14 protein-coding genes are annotated in these 14,522 nt (G+C 69.8%); 7 read left to right on the forward strand and 7 right to left on the reverse strand.

Features of this window, described 5'->3' with window-relative positions:
- Positions 1-2: 2 nt before the first annotated feature.
- Positions 3-1,682: a sodium:solute symporter family protein gene (locus ACZ7M3_RS40880; RefSeq protein ID WP_177324015.1), complete on the reverse strand. Its 1,680-nt coding sequence runs from the start codon at positions 1,680-1,682 to the stop codon at positions 3-5.
- A gap of 153 nt (positions 1,683-1,835) precedes the next feature.
- On the opposite strand from ACZ7M3_RS40880, the gene galT reads away from it, so the two are divergent.
- From galT to galK, 3 genes are read left to right on the forward strand one after another with little or no spacing between them, the layout of a single operon-like run.
- A complete protein-coding gene (gene galT / locus ACZ7M3_RS40885) occupies positions 1,836-2,900 on the forward strand; it encodes a galactose-1-phosphate uridylyltransferase (RefSeq protein ID WP_472070474.1) in 1,065 nt (354 codons plus the stop codon).
- Positions 2,897-3,859 carry a UDP-glucose 4-epimerase GalE gene (gene galE, locus ACZ7M3_RS40890; RefSeq protein ID WP_261687611.1) on the forward strand — a complete coding sequence of 321 codons (963 nt, stop codon included), beginning with the start codon at positions 2,897-2,899 and terminating at the stop codon, positions 3,857-3,859. The genes galT and galE overlap by 4 nt, the downstream gene beginning before the upstream one ends.
- Positions 3,860-3,867: 8 nt before the next feature.
- Positions 3,868-5,010 carry a galactokinase gene (galK, locus tag ACZ7M3_RS40895; RefSeq protein ID WP_095854201.1) on the forward strand — a complete coding sequence of 381 codons (1,143 nt, stop codon included), beginning with the start codon at positions 3,868-3,870 and terminating at the stop codon, positions 5,008-5,010.
- Positions 5,011-5,079: 69 nt separating this feature from the next.
- Here the strand turns inward: galK and ACZ7M3_RS40900 are convergent, their stop codons facing one another.
- Positions 5,080-5,535 (reverse strand): GNAT family N-acetyltransferase, encoded by a 456-nt coding sequence (locus ACZ7M3_RS40900; protein WP_355307896.1) that lies wholly within the window; start codon positions 5,533-5,535, stop codon positions 5,080-5,082.
- A 256-nt stretch (positions 5,536-5,791) separates the two neighbouring features.
- On the opposite strand from ACZ7M3_RS40900, the gene ACZ7M3_RS40905 reads away from it, so the two are divergent.
- Entirely contained in the window at positions 5,792-6,559 is a 768-nt protein-coding gene (locus ACZ7M3_RS40905; RefSeq protein ID WP_054233027.1) for a LuxR C-terminal-related transcriptional regulator, read from the forward strand.
- Here ACZ7M3_RS40905 and tamR read toward each other — a convergent pair.
- Positions 6,518-7,015 carry a MarR family transcriptional regulator TamR gene (gene tamR, locus ACZ7M3_RS40910; RefSeq protein ID WP_060901813.1) on the reverse strand — a complete coding sequence of 166 codons (498 nt, stop codon included), beginning with the start codon at positions 7,013-7,015 and terminating at the stop codon, positions 6,518-6,520. The two genes, ACZ7M3_RS40905 and tamR, sit on opposite strands and share 42 nt — an antisense overlap.
- A gap of 89 nt (positions 7,016-7,104) precedes the next feature.
- Between tamR and ACZ7M3_RS40915 the strand changes: the two genes are divergently transcribed.
- The gene (locus ACZ7M3_RS40915) at positions 7,105-7,914 is read left to right on the forward strand and encodes a trans-aconitate 2-methyltransferase (protein WP_472070476.1); all 810 of its coding nucleotides are present in this window, start codon (positions 7,105-7,107) and stop codon (positions 7,912-7,914) included.
- A 4-nt stretch (positions 7,915-7,918) separates the two neighbouring features.
- A complete protein-coding gene (locus ACZ7M3_RS40920) occupies positions 7,919-8,338 on the forward strand; it encodes a VOC family protein (protein WP_472070478.1) in 420 nt (139 codons plus the stop codon).
- Here ACZ7M3_RS40920 and ACZ7M3_RS40925 read toward each other — a convergent pair.
- Positions 8,335-9,015: a TetR/AcrR family transcriptional regulator gene (locus ACZ7M3_RS40925; RefSeq protein WP_054233024.1), complete on the reverse strand. Its 681-nt coding sequence runs from the start codon at positions 9,013-9,015 to the stop codon at positions 8,335-8,337. The genes ACZ7M3_RS40920 and ACZ7M3_RS40925 overlap by 4 nt on opposite strands.
- Positions 9,012-10,022: an acyl-CoA desaturase gene (locus ACZ7M3_RS40930; protein WP_472070480.1), complete on the reverse strand. Its 1,011-nt coding sequence runs from the start codon at positions 10,020-10,022 to the stop codon at positions 9,012-9,014. Before ACZ7M3_RS40930 ends, ACZ7M3_RS40925 begins: the two co-directional genes overlap by 4 nt.
- Before the next feature lie 341 nt (positions 10,023-10,363).
- On the opposite strand from ACZ7M3_RS40930, the gene ppc reads away from it, so the two are divergent.
- Positions 10,364-13,108: a phosphoenolpyruvate carboxylase gene (ppc, locus tag ACZ7M3_RS40935; RefSeq protein WP_472070482.1), complete on the forward strand. Its 2,745-nt coding sequence runs from the start codon at positions 10,364-10,366 to the stop codon at positions 13,106-13,108.
- Between the two features lie 123 nt (positions 13,109-13,231).
- Here ppc and ACZ7M3_RS40940 read toward each other — a convergent pair whose 3' ends face one another.
- Entirely contained in the window at positions 13,232-13,729 is a 498-nt protein-coding gene (locus tag ACZ7M3_RS40940; RefSeq protein WP_121415911.1) for a hypothetical protein, read from the reverse strand.
- A 150-nt stretch (positions 13,730-13,879) separates the two neighbouring features.
- Positions 13,880-14,491, reverse strand: a complete 612-nt coding sequence (pth, locus tag ACZ7M3_RS40945) for an aminoacyl-tRNA hydrolase (RefSeq protein WP_067376219.1) — start codon at positions 14,489-14,491, stop codon at positions 13,880-13,882.
- Between the last annotated feature and the right edge of the window lie 31 nt (positions 14,492-14,522).

Raw genomic sequence — 14,522 nt, forward strand, 5'->3', positions numbered from 1 at the left:
CGTCAGAACGAGAACGGGATGTAGCAGGCGGCCGCCAGGATCAACGCGCCCCAGCCCAGCAGTGCCGGCCTGCGGTACCACGCGTCGTCGCCCACGGCCGGCGGCTCGGCCATGCCGGGGGAGACGGTGCCGTAGACCAGGCCCTGGAGGTCCTCCGCCGGTTTGGGGGCCGTGAAGAGGGAGACCGCGACCATCACCACGGCGCCGGCCACGAAGCCCGCGATCGCCGAGACGAAGTTGGCTCCCTGGTCGGAGGGGATGGCGATGATCCCCTGCTTGTAGATGACGAAGTAATTGACCATCGCCGCCGTCGTGCCCGCCAACAGGCCCCAGAAACCCGACTTCGCCGACGCGCGCTTCCAGAACATGCCGACGATGAAGGCCACGAACATCGGCACGTTGAAGAAGGAGAAGAGGGTCTGCAGGTAGGCCATGATGTTGGAGAAGGACGACGCCAGGAACGCCGTGCCGATCGACGCCAGGACGCCGATCACCGTGATCAGGCGGCCGAAGCGGACGTAGTAGGAGTCCTCCCGGTCGGTCACGACGTATCGCCGCCAGATGTCCGACGTGAACACCGTGTTGAACGACGAGACGTTGGCCGCCATGCCCGCCATGAAGGCCGCCAGGAGCCCCGTCACCGCGATGCCCAGCACGCCGTTCGGCAGCAGTTCCTGCATCAGGTACGGGACCGCGTCGTTGTACTGGAGGTTCGAGCCGCTCGTGCCGATCCTGGGCACCAGGACCGCCGCCACCAGGCCCGGGATCATCACCAGGAAGACGATGAAGATCTTGGGGAACGCCGCGATGAGCGGGGTGCGCTGGGCCGCCGACAGGTTCTTCGCCGAGAGCGCGCGCTGCACCTCCGCGAAGTTCGTCGTCCAGTAGCCGAAGGAGAGGACGAAGCCGAGGCCGAGGACGATGGTCAGCCAGTTCGCGCCCAGCGGGTTCACATGACCGATGCCCGTACCGCCCCAGGCGGTGGTGAAGTCACTGCCGTGCGTCTTGTCGAGCGAGTGGGTCAGACCGTCCCAGCCGCCGACCCGCTTCAGGCCGAGCGCGGCGATCGGGATCAGGGCCGCGAGGATCACGAAGAACTGCAGCACCTCGTTGTAGATCGCCGAGGACAGGCCGCCGAGCGTGATGTACGCCAGGACGAAGAACCCCGCGATCACGATCGCCACCCACTGCGGCCAGCCGAGCAGCGCCTCGACCACGATCGCCAGTGAGTACAGGTTGACGCCCGCGATCAGGATCGCCGCGAAGGCGAACAGGATCGAACTCAGCAGGTGCGCCGCCTTGTCGAAGCGCAGGAGCAGGAACTCGGGGACCGAGCGGACCTTCGAGCCGTAGTAGAACGGCATCATCACCAGGCCCAGGAACACCATGGCGGGGATCGCGCCGATCCAGTACCAGTGCACGGTGTAGACGCCGTACTGTGCGCTGTTCGCGGCCATCCCCAGGATCTCGGTCGCGCCGAGGTTGGCGGAGATGAACGCGAGGCCGGTGATCCAGGCGGGCAGCGACCGCCCGGAGAGGAAGAAGTCGAGGCTGGTTTTGACCGAGGCCTTGGCGGCGAAACCGATCCCGAGCACGACGACGAAGTAGATGCCGAGGATCGTGTAGTCGAGCCCGTTCGTGGGGAGCCGGAGCCCTGCGGCGAGGTATGTGGGGGCATGCATGCCCGTATCCATGCCCCATGAGTCCCACGATGCCGCCCAAGCTTCACAGACACCCCCCAAACCCCCGCAGGCATTGACGTTCCTGTTGCTTTGTGGTTTGTTGTGTTCGGTTCTGTTTGATGGTTGGGTGTGGTGTGGATGAGGAGTCCAGCGGTGAAGAAGACCTCGACCCGGCTTGCTGACGGTCGTGAGCTGATCTACTACGACTCGGGCGACAACACGGTGCGCGACGCGGTGGACCACCGCCCGCTGGAGCCCACCGTCACCAGCTCCCAGGTGCGCCGAGACCCGCTCCTCGGCGACTCGGTCGCGATCGCCTCGCACCGCCAGGGGCGCACCTACCACCCCCCGGCGAACGAGTGCCCCCTGTGCCCCTCGCAGGGCGGCCGGCTGAGTGAGATCCCGGACTCCTCGTACGACGTGGTCGTCTTCGAGAATCGTTTCCCCTCGCTCGCCGGCGACTCCGGGCGCTGCGAGGTCGTCTGCTTCACCTCCGACCACGACTCGTCCTTCGCCGACCTCACCGAGGAGCAGGCGGGGCTCGTCCTGGAGGCGTGGACGGACCGCACGGCGGAGCTGTCCCACCTCCCCTCCGTGGAACAGGTCTTCTGTTTCGAGAACCGCGGCGAGGAGATCGGCGTCACCCTCGGCCACCCGCACGGGCAGATCTACGCCTACCCGTTCACCACCCCGCGTACGGCCCTGATGCTGCGCTCGCTGGCCGCGCACAAGGAGGCCACCGGCGGCCAGAACCTCTTCGACGACGTCGTCGCACGCGAACTCGCCGAGGGCGACCGGATCGTCCTGGAGACCGAGAGCTGGGTCGCCTTCGTGCCGTACGCCGCGCACTGGCCCTACGAGGTCCACCTCTACCCCAAGCGGCGGGTGCCCGACCTGCTCGGGCTCGACGAGGAGGCACGCACAGAGTTCCCCCAGGTCTATCTGGAACTCTTGAGGCGCTTCGACCGGATCTTCGGTAACGGGGAGCCTCCGACGCCGTACATCGCCGCCTGGCACCAGGCGCCGTTCGGCGCGCTGGCGGAGTTCGAGGGTGTGAGCAGGGACGACTTCGCGCTTCACCTCGAGCTTTTCACCATTCGCCGCACTTCCGGCAAGCTGAAGTTCCTCGCGGGTTCCGAGTCCGGCATGAGCGTGTTCATCAACGACGTGCCGCCGGAAGCCGCGGCCCAGCGACTGCGAGAGGTAGCGAGTTCATGAGTGGGAAGTACCTGGTCACGGGTGGCGCGGGTTATGTCGGCAGCGTGGTCGCGCAGCATCTGATCGAGGCCGGTCACGAGGTGACGGTCCTCGACAACCTGTCGACGGGCTTCCGCGAGGGCGTCCCGGCGGGGGCTTCCTTCATCGAGGGCGACATCCGCGACGCCGGCAAGTGGCTGGACTCCTCGTACGACGCCGTGCTGCACTTCGCCGCGTTCTCACAGGTCGGCGAGTCCGTCGTGAAGCCCGAGAAGTACTGGGACAACAACGTCGGCGGCACCATGGCGCTGCTCGCGGCGATGCGCGAGGCGGGCGTGCGCAAGCTGGTCTTCTCCTCCACGGCCGCCACGTACGGCGAGCCGGAGCAGACCCCGATCGTCGAGTCCGCGCCGACGAGGCCCACCAACCCCTACGGCGCCTCCAAGCTCGCCGTCGACCACATGATCACCGGCGAGGCGGCGGCCCACGGACTGGGCGCGGTGTCGCTGCGCTACTTCAACGTGGCCGGCGCGTACGGGGCGCAGGGCGAGCGCCACGACCCCGAGTCGCACCTCATCCCGCTCGTCCTCCAGGTCGCGCAGGGGCGCCGTGACGCGATCTCCGTGTTCGGCGACGACTACCCGACGCCGGACGGCACCTGCGTCCGCGACTACATCCACGTGGCGGACCTGGCGGAGGCGCACCTGCTGGCCGTCGAGGCGGCCACCGCCGGTGAGCACCTCATCTGCAATCTCGGCAACGGCAACGGCTTCTCCGTCCGCGAGGTCATCGAGACCGTCCGACAGGTCACGGGGCACCCGATCCCCGAGGTCGTGGCCCCGCGCCGGGCCGGGGACCCGGCCGTGCTCGTAGCCTCGGCGGCGACCGCGCGCGAGCGGCTCGGCTGGAACCCGTCCCGCGCGGATCTCGCGGGGATCGTCGCGGACGCGTGGGCGTTCGCGCAGAACAAGGAGCGGTAGGTAATTCGGTGGGCGTTCGCGAGGGGTTCGAGGAGCTGTACGGGACCGCACCGGAAGGCGTCTGGGCGGCGCCGGGGCGGGTCAACCTGATCGGCGAGTACACGGACTTCAACGAGGGGTTCGTGATGCCGCTCGCCCTGCCGCACACGGCGGTGGCGGCGGTGTCCCGGCGCACGGACGGGGTGCTGCGGCTGCACTCCGCCGACATCGAGGGCCCGGTCGTCGAACTGCATGTCGACGAGCTGGCGCCGCTGACCAACACCAGCTGGGCCGCGTACCCGGCGGGCGTGGTGTGGGCGCTGCGCGAGGCGGGGCACGCGGTGACGGGCGCGGACGTGCACCTCGCCTCGACCGTGCCGACGGGGGCGGGCCTGTCCTCCTCCGCCGCTCTGGAGGTCGTGACGGCGCTCGCCCTCGACGACCTGTACGAACTCGGCCTCACCGGTCCCGAACTGGCCCGCCTCGCCCAGCGCGCCGAGAACGATTTCGTCGGCGTGCCCTGCGGGATCATGGACCAGACGGCGTCCGCGTGCTGCACCGAGGGGCACGCCCTGCACCTCGACTGCCGCGATCTGTCCATCCGGCAGGTCCCTTTCGATCTGGCCTCCCAGGGGCTGGAGCTGCTGGTCGTCGACACGCGGGTGAAGCACGCGCTGGGCGACGGGGCGTACGCCGAGCGGCGCGAAGGGTGCGAGGAGGGCGCGCGGCAGCTCGGGGTCTCGCATCTGCGGGATGTCGCGTACGAGGAGCTCGACGCGGCGCTCGCGCGCCTGTCGGACGAGCGCGTACGCCGATACGTCCGCCACGTCGTCTCCGACGACCACCGGGTGGAACGGGTCATCGCGCTGCTGGACGCCGGGGATGTCCGGGCCATCGGGCCGGTCCTCACGGACGGGCATGCCTCGCTCCGGGACGACCTGCGGATCTCCTGCGAGGAACTGGACCTGGTGGTCGCCACGGCCAACGCCGCGGGGGCGCTGGGTGCGCGGATGACCGGGGGCGGCTTCGGTGGCTCGGCGATCGTGCTGGTGGAGTCGGCGGATGTGGACACGGTGACGAAGGCGGTCACCGAGGCGTTCGGCTCCGCCGGTTACACGGCTCCTCGGGTCTTTCCGGCGGTGCCCTCGGCGGGCGCCCGGCGCTTGAGCTGACGCTCGGGTGCGTTCTTTGTCTGCGGACCGTGGGGGCTGGGCGCGCAGTTCCCCGCGCCCCTAAAGGCCTCAGGGCAACTGCTTGGTCAGGGTGTATTCCGTGACCCCCGGCGGGTAGTCGGGGATCACGCAGACCACCTTGTAGCCGTGTTTCTTGTAGAACTCGGGGGCCTGGAAGTCCCAGGTCTCCAGGCGGGAGTTGTGGCAGCCGCGCTCCTCGTGGGCGAGGCGCTCGGCCTCGGCGAGGAGCCTGCCGCCGAGGCCCGCGCCGCGGTGGGGCGCGTCCACCCAGAGGTACGTCACGTGCAGCCACGTCGTCCAGGTGTGTCCGACGAGCCCGCCCGCGAGCGCCCCGTCGGCGTCCAAGGCCCAGACGTGGAGCGGAAGTTCCCGTTCGGCAGGGGTGCCGCGCAGAGCGCGGAGGATCGGAGACGCCTGTGTGTTCGTGTCGCGCAGTCGCCGGCGGAGCAGATCACGCCGGTCTTTGTCGTCTCCTGTCTCCATACGAAACATACGGCTCACCATAAACGCGCTGGCCAATCAGTTCTGCAAATTGCCTTCCGCTGCCCGCCCCCGGTCGTACCCTGTGAACAGCGCCGGTGGGGGCCGGCGCTGATCAGGGGGCGAGACAGTCGGGTACGACGCCCGAAGTGGGGGTAGCAGTTCCAGCACGGCGGCGGCCGTGCGGCTGCGGCACCCCGTCTTCCGAGTTCGAGCGGGCTCGGGATCACTTCGGGTGTCGTACCTGCGCCGGTCCGTCCCCCGACCAGTGGGGGTATCAGTGGTTCGCATCCGTGTCCTGGTCGTCGACGACCACCGCATCTTCGCCGAGTCGCTCGCCGCCGCCCTGGCCGCCGAGCCCGACGTCGACGTGTCCGCCGCCGGCAGCGGCCCGGCCGCGCTGCGCTGCCTGGAGCGGGCGTCAGCGGAGGGCCGCAGATTCGACGTGCTGCTCGTCGACGCCGACCTGGGCGGCAATCTGCCCGGCGCCCGTCCTGCCGTACCGGTCCAGGAGGGCAACGAGGACGGGCTCGTCGACGGCATCTCGCTCGTCGCGGGCGTCCGTTCGGGGCAGCCGAGCGTGCGCATCGTCGTCCTCGCCGAGAAGGACGATCCGCGCCGCGCGGCCCTCGCACTGCAGGCCGGCGCCTCGGGGTGGGTCGCCAAGGACTGTTCCCTGTCGCGGCTCCTGACCGTCATACGGGGTGTGCTGCGCGACGAGACGCATCTGCCGCCCGCCCTGCTCACCGGCGTCCTGCGGGAGTTGACCGCCGCGCGCAAGCACCGCACCGAGAGCGAGCGGCTGGTCGAGTCGCTCACGCCGCGGGAGCGGGAAGTGCTGCGGTGCATGGTCGCGGGGCTGGGGCGGAAGGCCGTCGCGGAGAGGTTGTTCCTCTCCCCGCACACCGTCCGGACCCATATGCAGAACGTGCTGGGGAAGTTGGGCGTCCACTCGACGCTCGCCGCGGTCGCCCTCGCCCGCCGGGCCGGGGTCGGGCCCGTCGACCTAGCCGGGGATGTTGTCGAACGGGGCGGTCAGCTGGCGTAGCAGGGACGCGAGTTCACCGCGCTGCGCCCTGCTGAGTTCGGCCAGGATCGCGCGCTCCTGGTCGAGGAGTCCGGCCAGCGCCTGGTCGGCGCGATCGCGTCCCTCGTCCGTGAGGCGCACGAGTACGCCCCGGCGGTCGCTCGGGTCCGGGAGGCGCTCCACCAGGCCCTTCTTCGTCAGCCGGTCGATGCGGTTGGTCATCGTGCCGGAGGTGACGAGCGTCTGCGTGAGCAGCTGGCCGGGGGAGAGCTGGTACGGGGAGCCCGCGCGCCGCAGTGCGGTCAGCACGTCGAACTCCCAGGGCTCCAGGCTGTGCTCGGAGAACGCCAGCCGTCGGGCGCGGTCCAGGTGCCGGGCGAGCCTGCTCACCCGGCTGAGTACCTCGAGCGGTTCCACGTCGAGGTCAGGGCGCTCCCGGCGCCATGCTGCGACCAGCCGATCGACCTCGTCCTCCATGACGATCAGTGTAGTGGTTGTGTCGACATGAAGTCTCTTGATATCAAGTCTCTTGACGTCGAGATACATGTGAGGGGAAAGTAGCAGACATGACCACTCCCACCTGGGACCCCGCCCAGTACCTGCGCCACGCCGGCCACCGCGCCCGCCCGTTCATCGACCTCCTCGCCCGGGTCCCCGACCTCCCCGGCACCCCGCCCCGCATCGCCGACCTCGGCTGCGGCCCCGGCAACGTGACCGTCCTCCTCGCCGACCGCTGGCCCACCGCGCGCATCACCGGATACGACAACTCCCCCGAGATGCTCGCCAGGACGCAGCCGTACGCGGGCCCCACGGCCGGCGGCGGACGCCTCGACTTCGCCCACGCGGACGCGACGACCTGGGCGCCCACCGAGACGTACGACCTGATCGTGTCCAACGCGGCGCTGCAGTGGGTGCCCGGGCATCTGGAACGGTTCCGCGACTGGGTCGCCGCGCTGGCGCCCGGCGGCACCTTCGCCTTCCAGGTCCCCGACAACATCGACGCGCCCCTGCACGCCCTGATGCGCGAGCTCGCCGCCTCCGCCCGCTGGAAGGACCGCCTCGAAGACGTCCTGCGACACGAGGACTCCGTCCACGAACCGCTGGTCTACCTGGACCGGCTGGCCCGCCTCGGCTGCGAGACGGACGTCTGGCAGACGACGTACGAGCAGATCCTGACCGGTGAGGATCCGGTACTGGACTGGGTGAAGGGCACAGGGCTGCGCCCGGTGCTGACGGCCCTCGCCGACGACCCGGACGCCCGCGACGCCTTGGTCACCGAATACCGCGACCTGCTGCGCGAGGCCTACCCGACGGCCCCGTACGGCACGGTGCTGCCCTTCCGCCGCCTGTTCGCCGTGGCGCACAAGGGAGCGTGAGCGGATGCTCGCCGCCGTCGACCACGTCCAGCTCGCGGCCCCGCCCGGCTCGGAGGACCTCCTGCGCGGGTACTACGTCGAGGTTCTCGGCATGAACGAGATCCCCAAACCGCCCGCCCTCGCCGCCCGCGGCGGCTGCTGGTTCCGCGCGGGGGCCGTGCAGCTGCACCTGGGGATCGAGAAGGACTTCCGGCCCGCGAAGAAGGCCCACCCCGGGCTGCGCATCACCGGCATCGAGGCGTTCGCCGCCCGCCTGCGGGCCCACGAGGCCGAGGTCACCTGGGACGACAACCTCCCCGGCCACCGCCGCTTCTACTCCGAGGACCCCGTCGGCAACCGACTGGAGTTCCTGGAGCCACTCGGATCCGCGGAGCCGTTCGGGTCCGTGAAGCAGCCCGGGTCCGCGGAGCAGCCCGGGTCCTAGGACTTGCGATGCCCGATCAAACGCGGCTTCGGCTCCAGACCGTCCAGGCCGTGCCAGGCCAGGTTCACCAGATGGGCCGCCACCTCCGCCTTGCGGGGCTTGCGGACGTCCAGCCACCACTGGCCCGTCAGGGCGACCATGCCGACCAGGGCCTGGGCGTAGAGGGGAGCCAGTTTCGGGTCGAAGCCGCGCAGCTTGAACTCCCGGCCCAGGATGTCCTCCACCTGGGTGGCGATGTCCGAGATCAGCGACGCGAAGGAACCCGTCGACTGGGGAATGGGCGAGTCGCGGACCAGGATCCGGAAGCCGTCCGTGTACTCCTCGATGTAGTCCAGAAGGGCGAACGCGGCCTGCTCGCACAGCTCGCGGGGATGACCGGCGGTGAGGGAGCCGGTCACCATGTCCAGCAGACGGCGCATCTCGCGGTCCACCACCACCGCGTACAGCCCCTCCTTGCCACCGAAGTGCTCGTAGACCACCGGTTTGGAGACGCCGGCCTTCGCCGCGATCTCCTCCACCGACGTCCCCTCGAAGCCCTTCGCCGCGAACAGGGTGCGACCGATCTCCAGCAGCTGCTGACGGCGCTCCGCACCGGTCATGCGGGTGCGGCGCGCACGCCGCGGCTTTTCACTGCTGCTCGGGGTGCTGCTGGAGTCGGTCGCCACGCCGTCAATCATGCCGCTTCAGCGGTTTCCGTCTTGCCCTGGGAGGCGGACCCGTCCGTGTTGCGCTTCGAATCGATACGCGAGCGTGACGGCCAGCGCACGTCGTACGCCCAGCCGAGCTGCTCGCACCAGCGGATGATCCGCGCCGAGGAATCGACCTGGCCGCGCTGCACGCCGTGCCGCGCCGAGGTCGGGTCGGCGTGGTGCAGGTTGTGCCAGGACTCACCGCAGGAGAGCACGGCCAGCCACCACACGTTGCCCGAGCGGTCCCGCGACTTGAAGGGCCGCTTGCCCACCGCGTGACAGATCGAGTTGATCGACCAGGTGACGTGGTGCAGCAGCGCCACCCGGACGAGCGAACCCCAGAAGAAGCCGGTGAACGCGCCCCACCAGGACATCGTCGCCAGACCACCGATCAGCGGGGGGAGAGCGAGGGACAGCATCGTCCAGTAGATGAAGTGGCGCGAGATCGCGCGGATCGCCGGGTCCCTGATCAGGTCCGGCGCGTACTTCTCCTGCGGAGTCCGCTCCTCGTCGAACATCCAGCCGATGTGCGCCCACCACAGGCCCTTCATCAGGGCCGGCACCGTCTCCCCGTAGCGCCACGGCGAGTGGGGGTCACCCTCGGCGTCGGAGAACTTGTGGTGCTTGCGGTGGTCGGCGACCCAGCGGACCACAGGGCCCTCGACCGCCATCGAACCGGCGATCGCCAGCCCGATCCGCAGCGGACGCTTCGCCTTGAAGGAGCCGTGCGTGAAGTAGCGGTGGTAGCCGATCGTGACGCCGTGGCAACCCAGGTAGTAGAAGAAGACCAGCAGGCCGATGTCCAGCCAGCTCACCCCCCGGCCCCAGGCCAGCGGCACCGCTGCCACGAGGGCTACGAACGGAACAGCGATGAAGAGAAGCAGCGTGATCTGTTCGAGTGACCCCTTCCGCTCGCCACCCAGCGTGGCGGCGGGGAGCGAAGCGTCGTCGGGCGACCGCGGGACGTCGTCGATCACGTCGGAACTCGTGGGCATGAGCATCCCCTTGTGGGGTTCGAGGGCGGGGGAGATGGCCGGTTACGGGATCTCAGAGTCCTCCTACCAGCTGACGGGAGGCCCTACGCATCCGTAACTTACGGCGTCGTAAGTATGGCAGCGCGCAGCCTGGCGGCAAGAGCCCAACAGCCTGCGCGTCCGCATGGACACCTATCCTTGGATTCGGTCGGACAGCGCGGTCCGTTCTGTTTTCTTCCCGGATGCCACGTCCCTAAGCGGCACCCCGCCGCGCGACCACCATCCGGGTTCCCTCCCTGACGAGCTTCAGACGAGCTTCCACACTCTTCAGCCGAGCTTCCACACTGCAAGGAGCCGCACCTGTGAGCAGTGCCGACGACCAGACCACGACGACCAGCAGCGAGCTGCGCGCCGACATCCGCCGCCTGGGCGACCTGCTCGGTGAGACCCTCGTCCGTCAGGAGGGCCCCGAGCTCCTGGAACTGGTCGAGAAGGTCCGCCGCCTGACCCGCGAGGACGGCGAGGCAGCCGCCGAGCTGCTGCGCGGCACCGAGCTGGAGACCGCGGCCAAGCTGGTCCGCGCCTTCTCCACGTACTTCCATCTGGCGAATGTCACCGAGCAGGTGCACCGCGGCCGCGAGCTGCGCGCCAAGCGGGCCGCCGAGGGCGGACTCCTCGCCCGAACGGCGGACCGGCTCAAGGACGCCGACCCCGAACACCTGAAGCAGACCGTCAAGAACCTGAATGTCCGCCCGGTCTTCACCGCCCACCCGACGGAAGCCGCCCGCCGTTCGGTCCTCAACAAGCTGCGCCGTATCGCCGCACTCCTCGAGACCCCCGTCATCGAGGCAGACCGCCGCCGCTACGACACCCGGCTGGCCGAGAACATCGACCTGGTGTGGCAGACGGACGAACTGCGTGTGGTCCGCCCGGAGCCCGCGGACGAGGCCCGCAACGCCATCTACTACCTGGACGAGCTGCACGCCGGCGCGGTGGGCGACGTCCTGGAGGATCTCACCGCGGAGCTGGAGCGCGTCGGTGTGCGGCTCCCGGACGACACCCGGCCGCTCACCTTCGGCACCTGGATCGGCGGCGACCGCGACGGCAACCCGAACGTCACCCCGGCCGTCACCTGGGACGTCCTGATCCTCCAGCACGAACACGGCATCAACGACGCCCTGGACGTCATCGACGAACTCCGCGGCTTCCTCTCCAACTCCATCCGCTACACCGGCGCCACCGAGGAACTCCTCGCATCCCTCCAGAGCGACCTGGAGCGCCTCCCCGAGATCAGCCCCCGCTACAAGCGCCTCAACGCCGAGGAGCCCTACCGGCTCAAGGCCACCTGCATCCGGCAGAAGCTGGAGAACACCAAGCACCGCCTCGCCACGGGCACCCCGCACGAGGAGGGCCGCGACTACCTCGGCACCGGCGAACTCCTGCGCGACCTCACCCTCATCCAGACCTCGCTGCGCGAGCACCGCGGCGCCCTGTTCGCCGACGGCCGGATGAACCGCACCATCCGCACCCTGGCCGCCTTCGGCCTCCAGCTCGCCACCATGGACGTACGCGAGCACGCCGACGCCCACCACCACGCCCTCGGCCAGCTGTTCGACCGCCTCGGCGAGGAATCCTGGCGCTACGTCGACATGCCCCGCGACTACCGCGCCAAGCTCCTCGCCAAGGAACTCCGCTCCCGTCGCCCGCTCGCCCCGACCCCCGCGCCCCTCGACGCCGCCGGTGAGAAGACCCTCGGCGTCTTCGGGACGGTCAAGAAGGCCCTGGAGATCTTCGGACCCGAGGTCATCGAGTCGTACATCATCTCGATGTGCCAGGGCGCCGAGGACGTGTTCGCCGCGGCCGTACTCGCGCGCGAGGCCGGCCTGCTCGACCTGCACGCCGGCTGGGCCAAGATCGGCATCGTCCCGCTCCTGGAGACGACGGACGAGCTGAAGGCCGCCGACTCGATCCTCGAGGACATGCTCTCCGACCCCTCCTACCGCCGCCTCGTGGCGCTGCGCGGGGACGTCCAGGAGGTCATGCTCGGCTACTCCGACTCCTCGAAGTTCGGCGGCATCACGACCAGCCAGTGGGAGATCCACCGCGCCCAGCGCCGCCTGCGCGACGTCGCCCACCGCTACGGCGTACGCCTGCGTCTCTTCCACGGCCGCGGCGGCACCGTCGGCCGCGGCGGCGGCCCCTCCCACGACGCGATCCTCGCGCAGCCCTGGGGCACGCTGGAGGGCGAGATCAAGGTGACCGAGCAGGGCGAGGTCATCTCCGACAAGTACCTCGTGCCCTCGCTCGCCCGCGAGAACCTGGAACTCACGGTCGCGGCCACCCTCCAGGCCTCCGCCCTGCACACCTCCCCCCGCCAGTCCGACGAGGCACTGGCCCGCTGGGACGCGGCCATGGACGTCGTCTCCGACGCCGCCCACAACGCCTACCGACGACTCGTCGAGGACCCGGACCTGCCGACCTACTTCCTCGCCTCCACGCCGGTCGACCAGCTCGCCGACCTGCACCTGGGCTCGCGGCCCTCCCGCCGCCCCGGCTCGGGCGTCTCGCTCGACGGACTGCGCGCCATCCCGTGGGTCTTCGGCTGGACCCAGTCACGGCAGATCGTGCCCGGCTGGTTCGGCGTCGGCTCCGGCCTCAAGGCCCTGCGCGAGGCGGGCCTGCGGCAAGAAGGGGACACCGTGCTCGACGAGATGCACGAGCAGTGGCACTTCTTCCAGAACTTCCTCTCCAACGTCGAGATGACCCTCGCGAAGACCGACCTGCGGATCGCCCGCCACTACGTCGACACCCTCGTCCCCGACGACCTCAAGCACGTCTTCGCCACCATCGAGGCCGAACACGAGCTGACCGTCCGCGAGGTACTGCGCGTCACCGGCGGCAAGGAGCTCCTGGACACCAACCCGGTCCTCCAGCAGACCTTCTCCATCCGCGACGCCTACCTGGACCCGATCTCCTACCTCCAGGTCGCGCTCCTCAAGCGCCAGCGCGACGAGGCCGCGGCCGGCGCCGAGCCGGACCCGCTGCTCTCGCGCGCGCTGCTCCTGACGGTCAACGGTGTGGCGGCCGGACTGCGCAACACCGGCTGACGCCCGAGGGACCCACGCAAAAGGGGTGCCCCGCGTTCGTACGAACGCGGGGCACCCCTCGTTTCAAGCACCCGTCACGTCAAGCACCCGTCGCTTCAAGCGCCCGTCACTTCAAGAGACAGGTCACAGAACCAGGAACGTGGCCGTCAGCTGCGCGATCCCCGCCCCCGCCAGCACCCACGCCGCCCGCCGCAGTCGCAGGCCACCCGCCACCACCACCGAGGCGAGCAACAGAGCGCCACCCAGCGGGACCCAGGCGTAGAGAACGCCCGCCGGACCACTACGGACGACATCACTGCTGCCGGGTTTCACGGTCACCGTGTACGTCCGGCCCTTGCGCACCGCGACCGCCTCGTCGATGGTGACGTGCGCCCGCGCCCGCGACCCCGTCGAGGTCGGCGCGTACGTCCCCGTACAGACATCGCCGGAGCACTCGGTCACGGTCATCGTCCCCTGCTCCCGGCCCTTGCTCAGCATCACGTGCTGGGCCGTGCCCCAGGAACCCCAGACGCCCGCGATCAGGATCAGCGCCGCGACCGTACCCATCGCCGCGAGCCGCCCGAACCGCAGCGCCGGATGTGCGCTCCGACGGGAGCCTCGATGTGCGGCGACGGCAGGCATGGCGGCGATCCTTGGCCATGGCTGCGCGCCGGTCAACTCCGGCCGGTTCCGGCGGGCGACAAGTCGGCAGTTGTACGCGTACATCGACCGCTCCTGAGACCTCCCGGAGACCTCCCGGAGACCTCCGGGAGAACCGCCCCGGAGAACCGATCAGGAGTTGTACGTGCCCTGCGCCCGCTCCAGCCCCTCGATGACGAGGCACTCCACGGCGTCCGAGGCCCGGTCCACGAAGTAGTCGAGTTCCTTGCGCTCCGCCGAGGAGAAGTCCTTCAGGACGAAGTCGGCGACCTGCATCCGCCCCGGAGGCCGCCCGATGCCGAACCGCACCCGGTGGTAGTCGGAGCCCATCGCCTTCGTCATCGACTTCAGCCCGTTGTGGCCGTTGTCGCCACCGCCGAGCTTCAGACGCAGGACGCCGTAGTCGATGTCCAGCTCGTCATGGATCGCGACGATGTTCGCCGTCGGCACCTTGTAGAAGTCCCGCAGCGCGGTCACCGGGCCGCCGGACAGGTTCATGTACGACATCGGCTTGGCCAGGATCACCCGGCGGTTCGCCGGCCCCGGCGGGCCGATGCGCCCCTCGATCACCTGCGCCTGTGCCTTGCCGGCCCGCTTGAACCTGCCGCCGATCCGCTCCGCCAGCAGGTCGGCGACCATGAAACCCACGTTGTGCCGGTTCATGGCGTACTCGGGGCCGGGGTTGCCGAGGCCCACGATCAGCCAGGGGGCGCCCGCATCGGTCGTCACGTCGGTGTCTCCCATGTGTCCTTGATACGCGGCAGCCGCCGCCCCT

Source organism: Streptomyces sp. NPDC111656 (assembly GCF_055656965.1).